Source organism: Bacillus cereus (assembly GCF_002567495.1).
Lineage (GTDB): Bacteria > Bacillota > Bacilli > Bacillales > Bacillaceae_G > Bacillus_A > Bacillus_A cereus_AQ.
On record NZ_NVAP01000042.1, the window covers coordinates 62,037 to 82,813 of the forward strand.

The window sequence follows — 20,777 nt, forward strand, 5'->3', positions numbered from 1 at the left end:
ATTGAAATAATTATTGTAACATTAAAGATATACGTAAAAATAGGCGATTAAATAAAGCAATTTACTAAACAGCAAATACTACAAGTGTATCGCTACTTACAGTAAACAATAGACAAAAAGTAAGAGCTAAGATGCTTTCTCTTAGCTCTTCTTTCATAAAACTATTTAAAATACTATTTCACTTCATTCGCCACAAAAAAGTGCTCACATACACTTGATATGCGCTGTAAGTCCACGTTCCCACCAGATATAACAGCTACTACTTTTTTTCCTTTTATATAGCTATCAACTTTTCCTGCAAGAAGTGCAGCAGTTGCTAATGCACCTGCACCTTCTACAACAGCTTTCCCACGTTGTAATAAATCTTTCATCGCTACTTCCAGTTCTTTTTCTGATACAGTTACAATATCATCTACTAATTCTTTTACAATTTCAAATGTTAATTCCCCTGGTATTTTAACAGCGCAACCATCTGCAATAGTAGGTGCCTCATAATGTTCTACGATTGCTCCTTTATCGTAAGATGCCTTCATTCCATGAACATTCTCTGCTTGGACACCAATTATATTAATGGATGGATTAAAAGATTTTAATGCTACAGAAATACCAGAAATAATTCCGCCTCCACCTATTGGTACAATGACAGTATCTACATCCCACATATCATCCAGAATGTCTAATCCAATTGTACCTTGACCAGCCATTACCTCTACATCATCATATGGATGTAAGTATGTCTCACCTGTTTCCCTTATAATTTCTTCACATTTTGCCTTTGCATCATCAAAGGTTTCACCATGTAAAATCACTTCAGATCCATATCCTCTAGTTGCTTCCACTTTCGCCTGCGGTGCAGAAATTGGCATAACAATTTTACTCTTAATACCGAGTAAATGAGCAGATAATGCAACTCCTTGTGCATGATTACCTGCTGAACATGCAATTACACCTCTTTCTTTTTCTTGATCCGTGAGCCGCGACATTTTATTAAATGCGCCACGAAATTTAAAAGAACCCGTTAATTGCATATTTTCTAATTTCAAATGAATTTCTCCGCCCGTTTTACTAGTCAAGTAAAAAGATTTTACTAATGGCGTTTTACGAGCATTTCTATCTAGAATGTTTTGAGCTTTTTTAATATCGTCTATATGTAATGGTAGTTTTTTAGTTATCATACTAACACCTCTTCCAATGTTCTATTCCTAAGTTTTCGTAAGTCGTAGCTCCTTTATACGAAAAGAATAAGTCTTTATATATGTACCCCACTCTGAAATAAACACATTTGCAAACAATTTAACATCCTCTTCATATCACGTTCTTTATAATGATTTAAACATGCAATTTGAATCCAATTATTCTTTTGTAAATAAGATGACTCATAATGAACAATGTATCCTTGTAATGCTAATGCATCACCTACTACTTTAGAAGAATGACTTTCGCTTAACTGAATCGTAAGGATAATGGACGCGGCATGTTCTTTAGGTGAAACAAACTTTAAACCCATACCAGTAATAGCTTCTTCAACATAATCATATGTTTCTTTTATTTTTACAAATGCCGTTTCATCTTCAAATCTCTTCAACGCTTCTTGCAATGCATAAATTAAATTCCATGATTGTGAGTATGGAATGCTTTCATTTTCTTCATACATGCCAATATCCATATAGGCCGGCACAGCCTCGTTTATTTTTACAAAGTGGTTATGAAAAACGAAAGAAATTCCTGTATATGATTTAATCGCTTTCCCGCTAACACCACTTGCTAAATAAACATCTTTCAAGTCTATTGGTATTGCTCCAATTGAACTTATGCAATCTACACATAGTTTCATTTGATTCTCGTTACAAAGAGTGTTTAGCTCGTTTAAATCGTTTAACATTCCAGTAGATGTTTCATGATGAACAAACCAAAGCCATTCATACTTTCCAGTTGTCATTATTTCTTCTAATTCTGTATAAATAAACGGCTCTCCCATTTCTTTTTTATACGTATCAAAATGTAACTGTGAACGTGTTGCATGCCCAACTAATCTATTTCCAAATTCTCCATTTGTTAATACTAGTCCTTTCCCTGTTAAAGATCGTAACTGTAAAGCAATCGCATCATTTGCTAACGTCCCGGTTCCTAACATAAGTTGTACCTGTTTTGCTTTTGTCATGTGAAGTAACCGTTTTTTCACATTGTCCATCGTCACTTGAAATGACTTAGAGCGATGCGAAATAGGCTTAGTACAAAATGCTTTTCGAACATTCTCTTCAATGTCTACTGGACCAGGTAAAAATGTATATTCTTTCGTCATAATACTTCCAACGCTCGATTCTTCAAACATAGCAGGGGTAACATACATTGGCTGGAAAGCTGCTGCTTCTGTACCAACTAACGTATGGAAAGCTTTGAATCCCATTTGCTCATATAAAGGGAGTTCACGTGTTGTAGCAGAAATGAGTGCCAATTCATATCCATTTAGAAGCAAATAACGATGTAGAAAACGAATTAATCCTAACAATGCTCTTCCATTTCTATATTCACGTTCTACTGAAAGTAAACGAATTTCATACACTTTTTCTCCATGCTCTTGCAAATAAACATCTAAATTTGAAATTTTATAATCTAACGATAATGGTCGTTTTCCCCGCACTGCGACCATACCTACTAATTTATCCTCATCTAAACAAATTAAATATGTATTTTCTTTATGAAACCGATCTATACGAAAGCGTCCTTTCGTTTCTTCATGTTGCGGAATTTCTTCTACAAAAGTTTTATAATTCAATTTATGTATACTTTCAAATTCCCAATCTTGATCAGCAACTTTATAAATTAACCCCATGCCTTATCTCCTTTATTTATTTAATAAAAAATGATAAGTGGAGATTCCCCCACTTATTAAAAGTTCACTTTATTCTCGATTTACATATAGAATAAGTACAATAATTAGTCCACTTAAAATAGTCGTAACTATCGAGTAAGAATACATAATCATACAAACTGGTAAACAAGCAATTGTAATTAGCCCTGGCTTCGTAAACCCTTTAAATATTAAATAAAATACAATGAAAATACCTATAAGAGTAAGCGCTATCAAATAATCAAATGCGATTAGTCCTCCTATAAATGTTGAAATACCTTTACCGCCCTTACCTTTAAATAAAACTGGATAAATATGTCCAATGATAACGGCCAATAATGTTAACATTACGAATGTTGAATCTTCAAAAAGATATTTTGCAATAGAAACAACGATTGCCCCTTTAATCGCATCACCTAAAAATGTAGCGATGAAATACCCTTTTCCATATACGCGCCCCATATTTCTTGCGCCAGGATTTCCGCTTCCTTCATCCCTAATATCAACGTTATGTCTCAATTTTGTTACTATATAAGCGGTCAATATATTTCCAATTAAATAAGAAGCCACCAAATATAAAAACTGCATACTATTAATCATGTAATCATTCACTTTCTACATGGGAATACATATACAATATTCAATTACTACGTATATTGTACGTTTTTAACATACATCCCTTCATACATTTTAACATCATATTTTTACAAATCATACAAAAAATCTCATACACTATTTTTTAAAACATATATCCCTCATTAAATAATATGTTCCTTTCACTGCCATTTCTGATTGTGATACAAATGTAATTTCTTTCATACTTTCTTCACAGCAGTTCTTAAATACAGTATATATTTCAGGTACTAAACACAATATGCTACCACTTACTGCAATTGGAGTTGAGCGCTTAAATTGCATCTTGTTATAAACATCTACCGTAATTCTTGCTAATTCTTTTCCAGCTTGCATTATAATTTCATGTGCATCTTCATTTCCATTTCTCGCTTCCTGAATAACTAATGGCGCGATTGCTGCAACTTTATCTTTTGAAGAAATATATACTAAGTTTTTTATATGAGACGGTGTCAAAAGTTGAAACTGCCTTTGAATGTTCCAGCTCAATGGACAAAGATTGACTCCTTGATCGAATTGAATTGCCATTTTCTTTAAAGCTTGCAATGCAATCCAATATCCGCTCCCCTCATCGCCTAAAATATGTCCCCATCCACCGCTATACTCATACACTTCTCCTTTTTTTTCGATACAAATTGCACCTGTACCACCTATAGTTAATATTCCATCCTTACCTTTTAAAGCAGCTGCATGCGCTATCATTGCATCATTAAACACTTCAATTTGTGTTCCACACTTCTTTTTTAGGCGTAATGTTAATTCATTTGTATTCGCTCCGCCTATACCCGCCAATCCTAAACAAATACAAACGCAATGCCCATTTATTAAACTCTTCTGGCATTGATCAATTGCTTCCATAATATGCAAAAGTGCCTCATCAAAATCTATTAATATATTTCCAAATTTGCTCGTACCTCTTATAACTTCATTTCCGTCTTGATCAAATGCAATTGCCTCTGTCTTCGTTCCCCCGCCATCTACTCCAATCATATACTCCATATGTTCGCCTCATTTTCATTTACATATTGGAGGGAATGTTACATTCCCTAAAATCACGGAATTCTTAGCACCTGTTGCGCTCGGCACATTACTCGGATTACGATGATACGTTTCATTTGCTAAAATCGCAAAGGCGATCGCTTCTTTCGCCTCTGAGGAATAGCCTAAATCTTCTTGAATAAATATTTCGCATTTTTCTTCCTTCAATCCATATCGTATCATTTCAACAAGTGTACGATTATAACTTCCGCCCCCGCCTAAAATTATTTCATCGATTTCATAATACGGAAAAATAAATTCCTGATAATGATGAACAATTGAACATGCTGTAAACATTGTGACAGTTGCCAATATATTGCCTTTACTATACTTTTCAAATCGATTCAATAATTCAGTCACAAACGCTTCTCCGAACTGTTCTCTACCTGTTGATTTTGGTGGTTTCATGTTCAAAAATGGATGGTTCATACAGTATGTTAACATTTCATCTACAACTACTCCCTGTTTTGCAATCCTACCATTTTGATCATATGGCAACTGAAATAACCTTTGACATACTTCATCAATTATCATATTCCCTGGACCAGTATCAAAAGCTATAACGCTCTTATCACTTAGGTGACTTGGTATTACTGTAACATTACCGATCCCGCCAATGTTTTGTAGTAGTCTATTTTTCGTTTGATGACGATACAAAATTATCTCTGAATATGGCACAAGTGGTGCACCTTGTCCCCCTGCTGCCATGTCCATCGTTCGAAAATTCGAGATAACTGTCGTGTCCGTTTCGTATGCTATAACTGCTGGTTCCCCAATTTGCAATGTTGAAGAAATAATATTACCTTCTGGTACTGGCTGGTGATAAATTGTTTGTCCATGAGAACCTATTAAATCCAATTGTTCTAAAGGAAAATTAGCCTTTTTACAAACTTCCTTTACAGCATTGGCAAAACATAAACCAAGTTTGAAATTTAAACTGCATATGAGTTGTACATTTGAATTTTTTATTGATAATGCCTGTTGAATCTCATTTTTTATATCATTACAAAATGGAACAGTAGTAAAATGGATGAGTTCGACTTTAGAATCTACATCACTTCCTTCTATATGAACGAGCGCTACATCTATTCCATCTAATGAAGTACCGGACATTACCCCTGCAATATACATAACATGCATGACCTCCTATTTACTAAAAAACAATCATGTAAGTAACCAACGTACAACCAATCGAAAACAATATAAAACGAAAGAACAACTGAGCTTTCGATGCAAACGACCCATCAATGAAAGAAACAACTACCGTAAGCAAAACACTTGCCGCAATACTTGTAACGAGCCATATGCTTTGCATTTGTGATAAATTTAGCATTCTTAATAAAGGGACAAAAAGTAAATTTGCACATATCACTCCAAATAATAATAAAAATACACCTTTATAACTAAATTTTATATTCATTCCATTTCACCCTCTCTGGACTTAATGTGAAAGAAGTGATAGACAAAATGCCTATCACTTAAAAATAAAATATAAAACTTAAGAATTAACAGATTCTCCATCCCCATTTTTCTCAATTTCAAGCATATTTTTATCGTACATTTTAAAGAATGGTAAATATATAAGGAATGATATTGCTATATTTATAAAGACTAATACAATTGCACGCCAATCTCCCCCGGTAGCTAAATACGCACCAATTGGAGCCGGTAATGTCCATGGCGGCATTATATGTGTTGGTGTTACAAATCCCATTGCAGTTGCAGCATAAGCTATAGTAGCAGTGACTAACGGTGTAATAACAAAAGGAATAATTAAAATAGGATTTAATACAATCGGCAAACCAAATATAACTGGTTCATTAATATTAAAAATCCCAGGTACAATACACGTTCTTGATAATGCTTTCGAATATTTTGATCGACCAAATACGATCATAGCTAACACAAGTCCTAACGTTGCGCCCGAACCACCAATCCAAATAAACCATTGATAAAACGGCTCTGGTGCAATGAACGGAAAATGACTCGCACCACTTGCTACAGCTTCACCGTTCTTTCCTAAATACACATCCCAAAGCGGCCTTGCCACAGTACCTACAACTGATACACCATGTATTCCGAAAGACCAGAAAAACGTAATTAAAAATACAGGTATAATAACGCCAAAGTAACTATCACCAGCTTTTACTAACGGTGCAGCTAATTTATCTACAACGTAATGTAGATCCACTTTAAAAACAACTGTAATAAGACTCATAATAATAATAACGAAAGCTGCAGGTATAAGTGCTTCAAACGAACGCGATACTGACGGTGGTACTTGCTCTGGCATTTTGATCGTTACGTTATTCTTCTTACAAAATCTTAAAATCTCAACTGATAAAATAGAAACAATCATCGTCACGAATAATCCATGACCTCCGAGATTTGTCATCGGAAGCATGAATCCTTTTTTATCAATTAATTCAGGGGTTAATGTTAAAAGTAGTGAACATACCGCAAGCTGCGCTCCTGATAAAGCATCTAATTTATAACTTTTCGCTAAATTATATCCTATTCCAAATGCTATATATAAGGACATAATAAACATGGTTAAACGATATGGTATTAATATACTTGTTTGATTCTTTAATGCCCAAACTGATATGAAACTATCTTTCGGCAGTGGTGGAAATGCTACTATTAAAAAGAAGCTTCCTACTATAATAAATGGTAACGCCGAAATAACTCCATCACGGATTGCTTGTAAATGTCTCTGCTCAGAAAGCCTTGCCATCGGTCCAGATAAGTTTTTATCAAGAAACGTGACAAACTTATTCATAACGTTTCCCCCTAACTGATTAATTCATTTACAGTTTTTAATAAAGTCGGGCCGCCAAGCGGCGTGTATGCTTGCGGCGGTATGATACCGCACGGAATAGATTCCTCTTCTGCGAATTTTTTAACAGAATCAAATCGATGTCTTATTTGAGGTGCCACCATTACAACATCCCAGCCATTCTTTACTTCTTCCTCCACCTCACTTGTTCCAATAGCATGCACTTCCATGCTCACACCATTTTTCTCCGCTTCTTTTTTTAAAGCGTTTACAACAATTGCGCTGGACATTCCTCCAGAACAAACGAACAAAATCTTCATTTATGAATCCTCCTATACGTATAATTTATTCCCTTTCAAATGAAAGGAAGTTTCACTTTACTAACAAGCATATGAAGAAGTGAAAGAATTTAGTTATATTGAAAGTAAATTTCATTAAAAATATTTTTCCTATTAAATTAATGTTTCAATATGCAATTTTCTCTATTGTAAGTCCAACCTCACCTCGGATAATATATTAGATAATCATATGATAGGGAGGCGTATAAATGATCATGAAACGTTTATTAATGATATGTTGTATCTTCATCTTTTTTATTCCTTTCTCTTTCATTTCTCCTCACTCTACTTATGCTGAAGTAAATACTACGTACAAAAAACATGAATTGCGTGCTGTATGGATCGCATCTGTACTTAATATTGATTGGCCCTCAAAAACTGGTTTACCTATTGAAAAGCAGAAACGAGAATTTATAAAATTATTAGACGATGTAAAAAACACTGGTATGAATGCAGTTGTTGTACAAATTAAACCAACTGCTGATGCTTTCTACCCCTCAAATTACGGTCCTTGGTCTGAATACATTACGGGTACACAAGGAAAAGATCCCGGATACGATCCACTTGCATTTATGATTGAAGAAGCACATAAAAGAAATATAGAATTCCACGCATGGATTAATCCATATCGAATAACGATGAATCACACTGATATCAATCGATTATCAAATAACCATCCTGCAAGGCAACATCCCGATTGGGTTGTACCTTATGGCGGGAAGTTATATTACAATCCCGGTATTCCAGAAGTGAAAAAGTTTATAACAGAAGGCGCTTTAGAAATCGTACAAAATTACGATATTGACGCGCTGCACATGGATGATTATTTTTATCCATATAAAGTAGCGGGTGAACAATTCCCCGATCAAAAAACATACGAAACATATAATAACGGTAAATTTACAAATATAGAAGATTGGCGACGTGACAATGTAAATGAACTTGTAAAAGATTTAAATACTGCTATAAAACAAGAAAAATCATACGTAAAGTTTGGCATTAGTCCATTCGGCGTATGGCGAAATATAGCTGACGATCCGACTGGCTCTAACACAACCGCAGGCCAAAAAAACTATGATGACCTTTACGCTGATACACGTGAGTGGATACGAAAAGGATATATTGACTACATTACACCGCAAATATATTGGAATATAGGCTTCACACCTGCTGCATATGACATATTAGTAGATTGGTGGGTTAAAGAAACAAATAATAAGCCGATTCACCTATACATCGGTCAAGCGGCCTATAAAATTAATAATAACTCCGTCCCTGCTTGGTCTGATCCAGAAGAATATCCAAGACAAATTGCATTAAACCATCAATCCCCTCAAATAAAAGGTAGTATGCATTTCAGTTTAAAAGATATAAATAACAATCCACTAGGAATAAAAGATAGACTCTCAAAAGACATATATAAACACCCTGCATTAATACCACCTATGCCCTGGCTTGATCACGATCCACCAAAACAACCGACTTTAAAAGGTGTCATTCCAAGAGATGAAGGTATTGCTGTAGGTATTATTGACAATAAAGATAATGACTCTGCTTATTACGCTATTTACCGTGTGAATGGAAAAAATGAAGTGGATATACAAAATCCGAAAAATTTACTTACTACTGTAAGAAAAACAAAGCTTGGAGAAATTTATGTAGATAAAACAGCAACTTCTGGAGAAACGTATACGTATGTAGTAACTGCAGTTGATCGATTGCATAATGAAAGTGTTGCTTCTAATAGATCTACTATTCAAGCAAAATAAAAGTAAGAGCCCCCATTTTTTGAATGAGGGCTCTTACTTTTATTTTCGTAGTTCACTATATTGAATATGAATTCTATTTTCAGGGTTTTTATCTACTGTGTAAAGTACAAATAAGAAGAACCATTCTAGTGGCTTCATTAAAATATAAAGAAAATCAGCCGACCATTTCGTATTAATATGTTTACTAATCGGATAACCGTATTTATCATAAAAATTACGAATCACTTTATGACATTTTGGTACCCGCTCCTCAATTACATTTTCAAAGGCGTTCGCAATTAATAACTGTCGATTAACTGTAATTCTTTCTCCATGCCTAATTCCTGCTCGTAATGGCTTAACGATGTTTTTATGCCCTTTCACAGAAACTGTACATAAATAATGCCCATCTCCGGAGATAATTTGAGGACTTGGGGCAGGAATCTTAGAATAATTATAGCCACTTGTTTCCATAAATACTCTTATAAAACTATCTGGTTTTTGGCCAAACAGTATTAAAATGAATTGAATAATTAACAGTACAGGAAATAAACTTATCATCCAAACTGTAGCCATTTTTTGATATCCAAAAGAATTACGATACAGAAATACTATAATTCTGTTGTTCTGCTTATAATCTTTCTCATGCTGAGATTGTATGAAATAACTTAATGAATTTCTTAACTTAGCTATGAATAATAGACTAAATGCAAGCATCCCAACTTGAATGCAAAATACTGGAATGTATCTCAATCCTCTGAGTTCCGTATAAAAGGAAAAGCCTGTATGGGTAATATAGATGAATGTATATACAATGTTTACTATCATTAAAGTACTATAAAAAATATAAAATATTGGTGAAAGTTTTGTTAAGCCTGTCGTTAATCTCCAATACGAAACTGCCCCTAAAATAACTAAGAGAACTACTATAGCAATGTGGTCATGTGCTAAAGAAGCATATTGATCAGACATCATTCCGTTCTTTTCAAATTTATGTAATGGCATTCCTCCTCTTACATCATTTGCATTCCACATAATGCCTAAACCAAATATAAAATAACTCAAACATATTGATAATATTTCCTGCGGCTCGAACTTTAGTATACTTGAGGAATTTTCCTTCTTCGATTGGAAACTATCCCACGCTTTACTAATGGGATAGCCAAGAAATAAAAATAGAATTACAAATAGGATGACTAACTCAAATAACACAATACCATACCCCTTTTATAATAATTGGTTACACAAAGTACAAAAAACACTCTATATTTTACCATTTATTTACGTTTGCATATACAATTTCACAAAAGATTTAATGCTCTCAATTTACAAAAAAAACGCCTAAAAGCTGAAACATTCAACTTTTTAGGCGATCTCTTCTATTTATTCTTAAACTTCTCAGTCGCTGCTCTCATCTTCACATTCAAATCGTGATCAATCGAGTCGCGGATATCTCGCTCTACTACTTCCATTTCTTTTTGGAAATTTTGCAAGTAGATTTTCAATTCTTCTTCCTTCTCTGGTCTTTGTGAAGGTGGTAATTGTACTACCAATGATAACATCGCCGTTAAATCTTTCATTAAGAACGTTTCAAGTTTATGTTGTTGTTCAAACATGCGCTGCTCTTGATAGTACGGAAGTGCATTTAATACCGAAATAGTAATATCATCAACCGTTCTTTGTAATGAAGGATTTATTGAGCGTTTATACGCTTGAATTGTATTTAATGCATCTGGATAACGGTCATAAAAATACAATTTATAAAACGATAGGTCTGTTGGTTTTACTGTTTGCTGCGTTTCTTGTCTTAAGAAATCTTTCACTTTCATCGTGGCCACATCGATATCTTCACTTGTAAGCTTTTTCGTTGTTTTTGCCATTACATGCACTTTTTTCTGCTTTTCTTTCGGTAACATCGAGAAGACTTGTTCCCTCGTACGTTGACCCGATGCACAAAATAGAGTATTTAATGTATTTTGTTCTTTCTTCCCTTCTGTGCGAATCCAGCGATAAAACAGTGGGTGTTGTGTGAATTCTTGTAGAAACGGTATTGATTTGTTTGATATCTTATCTAAAGAATCTTGCGCTCTTTTATATGGCTTCGTCCATGAAAAATACAGTTTCCGTCCGAAGTATACGACTAAAACAACGACAGTAAATGCTATTAAAAGCAATGTACCCAGTAGTAATAGTACTGTTTGAATGAAACTCATTTGTTCACCTCCTCTAATAATCAGTTATTTCCTTGGACGCTGAATGAGTTTCTGCTTCATCTCATCATTAAATGTGTCTAGTTCAATAACGAACTTCTTACTTGACTCGATAATACGTTCTGATGATTTTTCAGATGCTTCAATTGCAGCGAACACATTTTGGAATGATTCACGTAATTTATCCATGCTAATAGCAGGATTTTCAAGCAATTTCGTTGTTTCTTCTGTATTTTGTTTTAACGCTTGAGAATTACTTAATACCATCGATTCAATTGCTTCATTCGTCGCATTTACGGCATCAATTGTTTTACGTTGATTCGTTAATGCTAACTGAATAGCAGCTGAAACTGTTACAACGTTTTGTGTCATCGTAATCGCATTACGAATTGCCTCTGTTAGCTTTTCGTTATTTTTCTTAATGATGTCTACAGATGCGATAGATTGTAATAATACGCTTTTAGCTTGCTGCATATTACGTGTCCGTACAAGAATCTTTTCTAACGCATCGTTAATTAACGGAATATCTCTTTGACGCTCTGGATTTTGTTTCTCAGCTTCGAGCATGCCAGCAAGCTTTTTCCCTAAGTATACTTGTTTATCAAGAGCATGAATTTTATCGTGCGATTGTTCTTTTAACATTTCAAGACCAACTGTATCCTCTTGTAAGTTATCACGGCCAATTAGAAGGGACCTAATAATTTCCTCGATTTGTTTATCTATAGATTGGTATTTATGCACGTATGTTTCAAGTGGATTTTTCTTGAATACTTTAAACATTATTTTCTTCATACCACTTGCTTTTAGTGAATTAGGATCAAGCTCTGATACCACTTTTCGTAATTCTAACAATGTATTTGGAATTTCTTCATTTTTCCCATTCATCATCGCTGTTACAGGACGTTTTAGCGCAGATAACGTTTGTCCTGCTGCTTGTTGTTCCTTATCTCCTAAATCCCCTAGCTGGGATAATACTTTTGATAAATCTGTATTTTGCTCGCTATTTAACTTTTGTACATAAAGATCAGCTTCTTTATTTAGTTCCTCTAATTCTGCATCTTTTATAACTGTATCAACTACTATTTCTACATTATTATCTTTCACAATGGATACAGGTTCTTTTTTCTCGAGTTCAGTCAACAAAATCGCTCCTTTATTTATATGTGCGAATTTATATGCACTATATTTCATCAATTATATCGTATTTCATATACATTCTGACTGTTTGAAATCGACTTTTTAGAAATGCCTGTTTATGCAGTCATTCCCTGTTTCTTACTATAAGTATACCTGTAATCAACATAATTTTCCTCAGACTTAAGACCTAGAGAACAACATGCTGAAGGCGGATTCTTCTTATATTACCTAAATAATTTACGTTCTTTCACTCGTGTTACACTCAATCTTTTGACATTCACCCTTTCTCAATGTGATAATTCTATTACGCTCACTTCTATTTATTTTTGCGAGCTACAAATGCTCCCTTTTGAAACGCTAATAACACTGTTTCAAACGTATCATCTTCTTCAAGCATTTTTATAAATTCGTTTAATTCACTCGCATGAGAAGTTGCATTATCAACAACAAGAAGACCTTTTGGTTGTAACATACGTTTAATATGCTCCAGCCACCACATGTATTGCGTACGCTCTGAATCTAGGAAAATAAAATCAAATGAATGATCTAATTGTGAATCTAAAAATGCCCCTGCTTCTTGATTATGAATATCGATTCTTTGTAACAAGTTTGCCTTTTCAAAATTGACAAGTGCCTCTCCAACTCGTTCTGAAGAAAGCTCTACAGTTGTTACTTTTCCATTTGTTTCTTCTACCGCATTAGCTAACCACAATGTAGAATAACCATTAGAAGTTCCAATTTCTAAGATGTTTTTTGCATTACATCCTCTTACTAAAATTGATAAAAATTGCCCCATCTCACGAGAAATATTACGTAATTTTTCTTCCCTTGTTTTTTTATTTCGATCATGCTCTTCTCCATATTGTTCAAGTTGCAATAATAATGAATCTACTGTATCCATTCTTTTCATCGCCTTTCCAAAGCAATATGATGAAAAAGCTCGTGTTGCCCGTCTACTTTTTATTATATGCGAAACAAAAACCTTTTTCCTGTTATATGACAAAGATTTATATTTTTTTATAGCATATTGTTTCGTTTTTTGGTAAAGTTAATTTCTACGTGCAATTATTCCATTCATATTATTTCATATTAAAATTGCAGTTATTAAATTATATAAACCCCATTTAAATGAATCGGTATTTCAAATTCAATTAAGCGCCCTTTTCGGACGCATTTTCTTTGTTTATATATTTCTAGAAGAAAGGATGCTTACAAATGAATGTGATTAGCTTAGATGCTGCTCGAAAACGAAAGCAACATAAAAAATTAATGATTACTATACCGATTATTACACGTATTTATGAAGAAGACGGGGAAATTAAATTTGAGGTAGCTGGTGAAAAAGATGTACCTCTTGAAATGTTAGAAAAATAATAAAAAACGCATTTCTGAAGAAATGCGCTTTTTTATATTTTTATATTTAAATGCATAAGTTTTTCAGGATTAACCATCATATAAATGTTTGAAATTTTCTCATCCTCAAATACAAACGAAAGAACATAAGTTACTTTATTATTTATTGTAACTATAACTCCTGGTACACCATTTACCATTTTGAAATCAACGGTGTACTCTTCTGTCAAGCGTTGTACAATTCCAAAGAACAAACGTATAATTCGATCCGCAGAATAAATCGGATGAATCGCAGTCGTAACTTTACCACCACCATCTGCTTTGAATATAGCATCTGTTTTTAATACTTCTAACATACCTTCCGCATCCCCACACTGTAATGATGATACAAACTTTTCAACATAAGCAGCCATTTTCTTCGTACTTAATTTTGATTGCTTCGGTTTCTCCAAAATGCTTTTTCGTGCACGTTGAAAGATTTTCCTGCAGTTCACACTACTCTTATCAACAATTGTAGCTATTTCTTCGTATTCATAACTGAAAACCTCTCTTAATATGAAAACAACCCTTTCTACTTCAGACAGTTGTTGTTAAAGTAATAAATATGCTGTGGAAAGGGATTCTTTCATTATAAATGACTTTGATGGCTCATCATTCTCTTCTACAAGTGGCTCTGGTAACCACACCCCTACATACACATTACGTTTATCCGCTGCCGAACGTAATTTATCAATTGAACGATTTGTCGCCATCTTACATAAATATGCTTTCATATTTTCTATAGATTGAAGATCCTCTATATTATTTAGCGAAATAAATACATCCTGAACGATATCCTCAGCATCCATAACACTCCCAAGGATTCTATATGCTAACGAAAATAATAATGGTTGATACGCTTCATATAATTGCTCCGTTTCCATGATGAACAGCCTCGCTTTCTAATTGCTTTAAAATGTGTAACGCTGCACGTTTCCCGCTTGCTACTGCAACATCAGCTAATATTTCATCATGCCCAGCCCAATCTCCTGCAACGTAAATACCTGGCATTTCAGGTATATTAGGGCCCGGTTTTTCAACTCGGTCAATATGAGGAAAATCATATACTACTGTTATTTTCGGTAAATATTGCTGTGCAACAACTTCTCTTTTCCAATTTGGATGTAACAACTCCATCGTATTTTCTAACTGTTCTTTATCTTCATGAATATGATTCATCTCTAGCACAGGATTATGATACTTAATTAGACTCACTGCAAATGATCCATCTTCACTTAATTTAGCTGCTCTTGATTGATTCGTGAAAAATATAGGTTGATCTAATCCTAATACAAATTGATGTGCAGGATTAGGTAATTGTCTCAAGCCAATATCTAACGCTGCAACAGTAACCGGTACCAATTGTTCACTCCATCTATGCAAACTTGTTCCTTCTGCACCTTTTATTATTTTACAAGCTTCTTTCGGCGGGGTCGTCACGATGACTGTACCTACTTCAAAAATCTCATCGTCAAAACAATGTATTCTTTGTTTATCTTCATAATGCTCTATTTCCAAAACATGCTTTTTAGCCAAAAATCGCACCCCGACATCATTCGCTATCTCTCTTAATTTTGTTAGTATCGTCTCCCAACCACCATCTACATAAAGCACTCCTTCTTTTATAGAAAGCTGTATTTGCTTTAGGACTGAAGATGCTAATTGCATTGTAGGAGCAAACGTATATGTTGTTGTCCGGCATAGCGCGTAAAATATATTGCGAACCATTGGATCTTTTATTTCATTTTCTGCCCATGTAGTTAGACTCACTTTTGGGACTTCTCCTACATCTAAATTTCCTAAACGAATCATAAGACGTGAGAATTGTACTTTTGCAGGCCATGAAAGTAGTGGTGTTGATAAAATTGAGCGAAAATTTGTTGGGATGGTGAATATATCCCCTTTCCATATTCCATGTGCTTTTGTAGATGGTATTCCACCTGGAAGATTCATACCGAGCTCATTAAAAGTTAAAAATGCTGCCCCTCCTCTATATAAAGCGTGTGCACCAAGATTCATGCAGATCCCATTTTTATTTATAGTCATCCCTCGACCACCAAAGCGACTGGCCTTTTCTAATACAACCACTTCCCTTCCAGCTTTCGCTAAATATATTGATGCAGTTAACCCAGCAAGCCCACTGCCAACAATTGCTACATCAAATTTCTTCATAATAAAATCCCTCCTCAATCGTTCTACATACAAGACGAACGATTAAGGAGGGATGTGACATAAAAATTAATTTTTATTAATCTACTTTACTTCATTATTTTTTTGTACTCGATCATATTGCATTCGAAATAACTCAATTGCAAATGGAATATCCGCTTCACTCTTTATATAATAACTTATCCATCCTGATTCAGGTAATACGTGATGTGCTTTCACTAATCCTTGGCTCACTAATTCATCTCGCTTTAACTTCGAAAGTGGTAAATCAACTAATTTATCACCATGAAGATGGCCAAGCTCTTTCTTACCATAATTTATTTCAATACCACCAAATCGATGCGGTTTTTCAGAAACACCCGCCCAGCTGAGCACTTCATTTCTAATCATTTCACTAAATGACATGAACATTCACTCCTTATAAATGATTGATGTAATTTTAAATTAACATTTTCATTACTTTTTTCCATCAATCCAAAGTATGAATGGGAATATGAATATAGTTTAAGCTTAATACCGTATTTTTTACGGAATAAGGTATTAAGCTGTCGACAACAGCACATAACAAACACTAGACACATATCCTAATTTTATTACCTTACTTACTAATTGAAAGGCAGGTAAAATCAATGACTTCTAATATCGACTACACTTCCCCTTCAACCAATTTCACTCATGACTTAAATAAAAGTAATTATTTTAAAAAAGATGCCCAAAATTATATAAACGTCCTTAGTATAAAACAACTAAATACTTTAGAAAATACTTCTTTATTAGATATTTATTTAAGTACAGGAAATGTTGTAGAACCACATATTCATCAAAATGCATCTGAACTTGTTTACTGTATTTCAGGATCTGCTGTCGTTTCTTTGCTTAACCCTTTTACAAATCAAATATTAAACTTCCCAATAAAGCCAGGGCAAGTTGCCAACATTCCACAAGCATGGTGGCATTATGAAATTGCTTCAACAGATAATACCCATTTATTAGCTATCTTCGATGCTCCTACGCCGGAAGTTATTTTTGGTTCAGATATTTTAAGATTAACTCCAGCCAATATGATGGCTCATACTTATTGCCTCAATGAACAACAATGGAAACAAGCGATATCCCCGATTCAATCTACTACAGTAATTGGTCCCCCAGCAAACTGTAATCAAAACCGAGGGATAATAAATTCCCAAACTCATCCCTCTACTCAACAACAAAATCTATACTATCAAGATTCATATTATTCCCCTCTTTACTGGGGGTATTAATTTATACCATTTAAAAATAATCCTCTATCTCCTCGGAAAATACCTAGGAGATTTTTTATCGTAACAATTAATAGAGTACATACATATAATATTTATATATTTAATTGGAGGTGATAATACTATGAGTAATTATAACTATCGAAAAAACTACTCTTATAATAAAAATAGTAGCTCTTCAGCATCCTCTCAATCTTCAAATTCTCAATCTTCCAATTCCCAATCGCAAAGAGATTTAGCGGAGCAAGGCTATGTAAAGAAGAAAGGATGTAACTGTAATAAAAATAAATAGTTTATTTTATAGATGAATTCTTTTTAAAAGAATTCATCTTTTTTTTGCTGATCGGAAATTTTTCAAGTTACATAACTTATTCCTTAAACAATAAAGTGTACATTATATTTTTTTATACGAACTTAACAAAGAGAAATTGTTCAATTGATTTATTACTTATTCCCCCAAAAAATATAGTCCTTCCTAAATTTATTAGGAAGGACTATATACAAACCCCTGTTTAATTTCCTACTAAACATTGTAACAAATTAAACGATATTAATACCTGCACTTACAAATCCTGCAACTGCAGCTATTGGACTTGCTGCTGTTAATGAAACATATAATAATACTTTATCCCCTGCTGCTACTGGAATAGCTTCTGCTATAATCCCTGATGATGTAGCACCAATCGCTATTACAGCAAATGCTGGTGTTAATAATAGAGGTGCGCCTTGTACTGTAAACGTATTACTTGCTGCAGGTGCAGTTAATATTTGTATCTGCACTTGAACAGGTGATAATGGAGCCAATGCAGCTGTTGCACTAAAGAAACCTGCTAATGACGTAATAGTTCCTGCGCGCGGTGCTACAAATGCATAATCACCTATACCTAATGCTAATGTGATACTTGTTCCACCAGTTAAAGCTACACCAGGCTGACTAAATCCAAATCCAAGAAGAGTACCTGTATTAGCTACTAACGCGTTAACTAACGCAGATGGTGTTGTACCTGAAGCAAATGGGATAATAGCTCCGCCACCAGTTGCTCCTGTCGCTCCTGTTGCTCCTGTTGGACCTGTTGCTCCTGTTGGGCCTGTCGCTCCTGTTGCTCCTGTTGGGCCTGTTGCTCCTGTCGCTCCTGTTGCTCCTGTTGGGCCTGTTGCTCCTGTTGCTCCTGTTGCTCCTGTTGGGCCTGTTGCTCCTGCTCCTGTTGGACCTGTTGGGCCTGTTGCTCCTGTTGCTCCTGTTGCTCCTGTTGCTCCTGTTGCTCCTGTTGCTCCTGTTGCTCCTGTTACTCCTGCTCCGCCTGCTCCTGTTGGACCTGTTGCTCCTGTTGCTCCTGTCGCTCCGCCTGCTCCTGTTGGACCTGTTGCTCCTGTTGGACCTCCACCTGGAGTAGCACCAATTAATTGAGTTAATAAGTTTAATAAAAGTTGTAAACTTGCAGGGTCAATAATTAAAGAGAAGAAGAATGGTGCAAGAGCGCTGTAGAATTGTTGTAATAAAGATTGTAATTCGCTTAAGTTTGGATTAGGAGATTGAAGTACATTAATAATACTTTGAATTAGTTGTTTTAAATAATTACCTTCTGGAGATGGTGCTAATCCATTTAGTAAATTTAGTAGTTGAGTAAACAAATTTAGTAAATTTAATCTGTTTGCATCACTTGGGTTTGCAAAAAACGCTGCAACAGCCGAAATTAAAGAATTTAGTAAAGTGATTAATTGCCCTAATTGAGTGCTAGTAATTGGAACAGTTTGTGGATTATTACAACATTCTGGAGTGAAAACAATTGGATTATTGCAGTTGTTATGACCAAAACAATTATTATTTGTCATTTATGTCCTCCTTACTTGTTTTATATTTGAGTTTTTCCTATTATAAGGATCATAAAGTTGTGAAAGAGTATGTGTTATATATTTACTTAAAATAGGAAACATGAAATATAATTAAACTTGAAAACACTATTTAATTATGTTCATGACTCACATATTAATTATATGTTTTTAATAATTGACTGCTTAGATTAAATACCTAAACTTAAGAGTTTATTTTATTTTTCCACGTTTATCTCTTAGATCCAAAGACACATTTTAATTTAGATACAAAAAATCGAATTTACGATTAACATATACTCCGCAAGTCACAACATCGTTTTTTCATATAAGTAAAGAACATTTCTTTACTTAAATTGGGCGCATCCTATAAAGGTGAAGCCGTTTCTATTATAAAAAACTCTCATACAATATAGTGGACAAGTTATTTTATACTTCGTTCCAATAAAATATTTTAAGGAGTGAAAATTAATTGCCTATCATTCAACCATTTATGGCATCTAGAAGATTTACATCTACACTAGGAGCTGGCACAGGTACAGGTGCAGCTTTTGCTATTGCTGCCACAGCTTGTTTAAACGACGCGGGTACTACTGCAACTGCTTTCCCAATTTTTACGTATTACAACTTTTATGTAAATGGCATTCTTCAACCTAGCGTGAACTCCAGTGTAACTACTGGTCCCACTGGTGCTATTACAATTCCAGGCGGAGACGCATTAGACGGTGGAATTCCGATTACAATTGAATTTATCGTCACTTAATTTTAATTGCTTTAGTTTAGAACAAAAAAAGACAGATTCCTTTTCATTTTTAGGAACCTGTCTTTTTAATTAATAATGATGAATTGCAAAATAATTGAAGAACCTTGCGATGGTGGTTGAGTATCCAATATAGTTAATTTGCCATCACTAACTTCATATAATGGCTGTGGTTGCATTATTCCATTGATAAACAAATTAATATATGAAACTTCACTAGGAGATAATATCTTCGTTGTACCATATTGAGCTATCCCATCTGCATCTGTATATATAAGTTTCTCTCCATCTGAAAAGGTGTAATATAATAAATTGGTGGTTGTTATGGGACCAATAACTCCAGGTTCTCCAGTTGGACCGGTTATTCCGGTCGGGCCGGTTACTCCAGTTGAACCCGTTACTCCAGTTGGCCCCGTTACTCCAGTTGAACCCGTTACTCCAGTTGATCCGGTTACTCCAGTTAATCCGGTTACTCCAGTTGATCCGGTTATTCCAGTTAACCCGGTTACTCCAGTTGATCCCGTTATTCCAGTTGATCCCGTTATTCCAGTTGATCCCGTTATTCCAGTTGATCCGGTTACTCCAGTTGGACCGGTTATTCCCGTTGACCCCGTTACTCCAGTTGGACCGGTT

20 protein-coding genes and 1 pseudogene are annotated in these 20,777 nt (G+C 34.5%); 4 read left to right on the plus strand and 17 right to left on the minus strand.

Going from position 1 to position 20,777, the window contains the following annotated elements; all coding sequences use genetic code 11:
• Positions 1-173: 173 nt before the first annotated feature.
• From tdcB to COK05_RS20290, 8 genes are all read right to left on the minus strand, one after another.
• The gene (gene tdcB, locus COK05_RS20255) at positions 174-1,175 is read right to left on the minus strand and encodes a bifunctional threonine ammonia-lyase/L-serine ammonia-lyase TdcB (RefSeq protein WP_098613984.1); all 1,002 of its coding nucleotides are present in this window, start codon (positions 1,173-1,175) and stop codon (positions 174-176) included.
• A 74-nt stretch (positions 1,176-1,249) separates the two neighbouring features.
• Positions 1,250-2,833, minus strand: a complete 1,584-nt coding sequence (locus COK05_RS20260) for an aminotransferase class V-fold PLP-dependent enzyme (RefSeq protein ID WP_098613985.1) — start codon at positions 2,831-2,833, stop codon at positions 1,250-1,252.
• A 69-nt stretch (positions 2,834-2,902) separates the two neighbouring features.
• Positions 2,903-3,451 (minus strand): glycerol-3-phosphate 1-O-acyltransferase PlsY, encoded by a 549-nt coding sequence (gene plsY / locus COK05_RS20265; protein WP_098613986.1) that lies wholly within the window; start codon positions 3,449-3,451, stop codon positions 2,903-2,905.
• Positions 3,452-3,583: 132 nt separating this feature from the next.
• Positions 3,584-4,483, minus strand: coding sequence for a BadF/BadG/BcrA/BcrD ATPase family protein (locus COK05_RS20270; RefSeq protein ID WP_098613987.1), 900 nt, complete (start codon positions 4,481-4,483; stop codon positions 3,584-3,586).
• Positions 4,484-4,498: 15 nt separating this feature from the next.
• Positions 4,499-5,653: an anhydro-N-acetylmuramic acid kinase AnmK gene (anmK, locus tag COK05_RS20275; RefSeq protein ID WP_098613988.1), complete on the minus strand. Its 1,155-nt coding sequence runs from the start codon at positions 5,651-5,653 to the stop codon at positions 4,499-4,501.
• 22 nt (positions 5,654-5,675) lie between these two features.
• Entirely contained in the window at positions 5,676-5,942 is a 267-nt protein-coding gene (locus COK05_RS20280) for a hypothetical protein (protein ID WP_098613989.1), read from the minus strand.
• 78 nt (positions 5,943-6,020) lie between these two features.
• Positions 6,021-7,304: a PTS sugar transporter subunit IIC gene (locus COK05_RS20285; protein WP_098613990.1), complete on the minus strand. Its 1,284-nt coding sequence runs from the start codon at positions 7,302-7,304 to the stop codon at positions 6,021-6,023.
• A gap of 11 nt (positions 7,305-7,315) precedes the next feature.
• Positions 7,316-7,621, minus strand: coding sequence for a PTS sugar transporter subunit IIB (locus COK05_RS20290; RefSeq protein WP_098613991.1), 306 nt, complete (start codon positions 7,619-7,621; stop codon positions 7,316-7,318).
• Between the two features lie 227 nt (positions 7,622-7,848).
• Here COK05_RS20290 and COK05_RS20295 point away from each other — a divergent pair, with 227 nt between their 5' ends.
• Positions 7,849-9,408 carry a glycoside hydrolase family 10 protein gene (locus COK05_RS20295; RefSeq protein WP_098613992.1) on the plus strand — a complete coding sequence of 520 codons (1,560 nt, stop codon included), beginning with the start codon at positions 7,849-7,851 and terminating at the stop codon, positions 9,406-9,408.
• Between the two features lie 39 nt (positions 9,409-9,447).
• Here the strand turns inward: COK05_RS20295 and COK05_RS20300 are convergent, their stop codons facing one another.
• From COK05_RS20300 to COK05_RS20315, 4 genes are all read right to left on the minus strand, one after another.
• On the minus strand, positions 9,448-10,599 hold the full coding sequence (locus COK05_RS20300; RefSeq protein WP_098613993.1) for a DUF6688 domain-containing protein: 1,152 nt from the start codon (positions 10,597-10,599) through the stop codon (positions 9,448-9,450).
• A gap of 167 nt (positions 10,600-10,766) precedes the next feature.
• Entirely contained in the window at positions 10,767-11,600 is an 834-nt protein-coding gene (locus tag COK05_RS20305) for a DUF3974 domain-containing protein (protein WP_098613994.1), read from the minus strand.
• A 24-nt stretch (positions 11,601-11,624) separates the two neighbouring features.
• Complete coding sequence (locus tag COK05_RS20310) at positions 11,625-12,737, minus strand: toxic anion resistance protein (RefSeq protein ID WP_141539182.1); 1,113 nt, start codon at positions 12,735-12,737, stop codon at positions 11,625-11,627.
• Positions 12,738-13,050: 313 nt separating this feature from the next.
• Entirely contained in the window at positions 13,051-13,644 is a 594-nt protein-coding gene (locus COK05_RS20315) for an O-methyltransferase (RefSeq protein ID WP_098613995.1), read from the minus strand.
• A gap of 305 nt (positions 13,645-13,949) precedes the next feature.
• On the opposite strand from COK05_RS20315, the gene COK05_RS31410 reads away from it, so the two are divergent.
• Positions 13,950-14,108 (plus strand): hypothetical protein, encoded by a 159-nt coding sequence (locus tag COK05_RS31410; protein WP_001100984.1) that lies wholly within the window; start codon positions 13,950-13,952, stop codon positions 14,106-14,108.
• A 32-nt stretch (positions 14,109-14,140) separates the two neighbouring features.
• On the opposite strand, the pseudogene COK05_RS20325 reads toward COK05_RS31410, so the two are convergent.
• The 3 genes and pseudogenes from COK05_RS20325 to COK05_RS20335 form a co-directional block, all read right to left on the minus strand.
• Positions 14,141-15,010 (minus strand): annotated as a pseudogene (locus COK05_RS20325) (sigma-70 family RNA polymerase sigma factor).
• Entirely contained in the window at positions 14,988-16,298 is a 1,311-nt protein-coding gene (locus COK05_RS20330; RefSeq protein WP_098613996.1) for a phytoene desaturase family protein, read from the minus strand. The pseudogene COK05_RS20325 and the gene COK05_RS20330 overlap by 23 nt, the downstream one beginning before the upstream one ends.
• Before the next feature lie 81 nt (positions 16,299-16,379).
• On the minus strand, positions 16,380-16,700 hold the full coding sequence (locus COK05_RS20335) for a luciferase domain-containing protein (RefSeq protein ID WP_141539183.1): 321 nt from the start codon (positions 16,698-16,700) through the stop codon (positions 16,380-16,382).
• A gap of 224 nt (positions 16,701-16,924) precedes the next feature.
• On the opposite strand from COK05_RS20335, the gene COK05_RS20340 reads away from it, so the two are divergent.
• Positions 16,925-17,557 carry a cupin domain-containing protein gene (locus COK05_RS20340; RefSeq protein ID WP_098613998.1) on the plus strand — a complete coding sequence of 211 codons (633 nt, stop codon included), beginning with the start codon at positions 16,925-16,927 and terminating at the stop codon, positions 17,555-17,557.
• 537 nt (positions 17,558-18,094) lie between these two features.
• Here COK05_RS20340 and COK05_RS20345 read toward each other — a convergent pair.
• Complete coding sequence (locus COK05_RS20345; protein WP_098613999.1) at positions 18,095-19,387, minus strand: exosporium glycoprotein BclB-related protein; 1,293 nt, start codon at positions 19,385-19,387, stop codon at positions 18,095-18,097.
• A gap of 469 nt (positions 19,388-19,856) precedes the next feature.
• On the opposite strand from COK05_RS20345, the gene COK05_RS20350 reads away from it, so the two are divergent.
• Positions 19,857-20,147, plus strand: coding sequence for a DUF4183 domain-containing protein (locus tag COK05_RS20350; RefSeq protein ID WP_098614000.1), 291 nt, complete (start codon positions 19,857-19,859; stop codon positions 20,145-20,147).
• 65 nt (positions 20,148-20,212) lie between these two features.
• Here COK05_RS20350 and COK05_RS20355 read toward each other — a convergent pair.
• Positions 20,213-20,777, minus strand: a 565-nt coding sequence (locus COK05_RS20355; protein WP_141539184.1) for a DUF4183 domain-containing protein, incomplete at its 5' end; no start/stop codon positions are given.

Excerpts from the sequence above, each read along its gene's own strand:
- COK05_RS20345 (WP_098613999.1), bottom strand. The coding sequence starts at position 19,387 with ATGACAAATAATAATTGTTTTGGTCATAACAACTGCAATAATCCAATT.
- COK05_RS20295 (WP_098613992.1), top strand. The coding sequence starts at position 7,849 with ATGATCATGAAACGTTTATTAATGATATGTTGTATCTTCATCTTTTTT.
- COK05_RS20290 (WP_098613991.1), bottom strand. The coding sequence starts at position 7,621 with ATGAAGATTTTGTTCGTTTGTTCTGGAGGAATGTCCAGCGCAATTGTT.
- COK05_RS20340 (WP_098613998.1), top strand. The coding sequence starts at position 16,925 with ATGACTTCTAATATCGACTACACTTCCCCTTCAACCAATTTCACTCAT.
- tdcB (WP_098613984.1), bottom strand. The coding sequence starts at position 1,175 with ATGATAACTAAAAAACTACCATTACATATAGACGATATTAAAAAAGCT.
- anmK (WP_098613988.1), bottom strand. The coding sequence starts at position 5,653 with ATGTATATTGCAGGGGTAATGTCCGGTACTTCATTAGATGGAATAGAT.
- COK05_RS20280 (WP_098613989.1), bottom strand. The coding sequence starts at position 5,942 with ATGAATATAAAATTTAGTTATAAAGGTGTATTTTTATTATTATTTGGA.
- COK05_RS20260 (WP_098613985.1), bottom strand. The coding sequence starts at position 2,833 with ATGGGGTTAATTTATAAAGTTGCTGATCAAGATTGGGAATTTGAAAGT.
- COK05_RS20335 (WP_141539183.1), bottom strand. The coding sequence starts at position 16,700 with ATGTCATTTAGTGAAATGATTAGAAATGAAGTGCTCAGCTGGGCGGGT.
- COK05_RS31410 (WP_001100984.1), top strand. The coding sequence starts at position 13,950 with ATGAATGTGATTAGCTTAGATGCTGCTCGAAAACGAAAGCAACATAAA.
- COK05_RS20330 (WP_098613996.1), bottom strand. The coding sequence starts at position 16,298 with ATGAAGAAATTTGATGTAGCAATTGTTGGCAGTGGGCTTGCTGGGTTA.
- COK05_RS20315 (WP_098613995.1), bottom strand. The coding sequence starts at position 13,644 with ATGAAAAGAATGGATACAGTAGATTCATTATTATTGCAACTTGAACAA.
- COK05_RS20305 (WP_098613994.1), bottom strand. The coding sequence starts at position 11,600 with ATGAGTTTCATTCAAACAGTACTATTACTACTGGGTACATTGCTTTTA.
- COK05_RS20285 (WP_098613990.1), bottom strand. The coding sequence starts at position 7,304 with ATGAATAAGTTTGTCACGTTTCTTGATAAAAACTTATCTGGACCGATG.
- COK05_RS20270 (WP_098613987.1), bottom strand. The coding sequence starts at position 4,483 with ATGGAGTATATGATTGGAGTAGATGGCGGGGGAACGAAGACAGAGGCA.
- plsY (WP_098613986.1), bottom strand. The coding sequence starts at position 3,451 with ATGATTAATAGTATGCAGTTTTTATATTTGGTGGCTTCTTATTTAATT.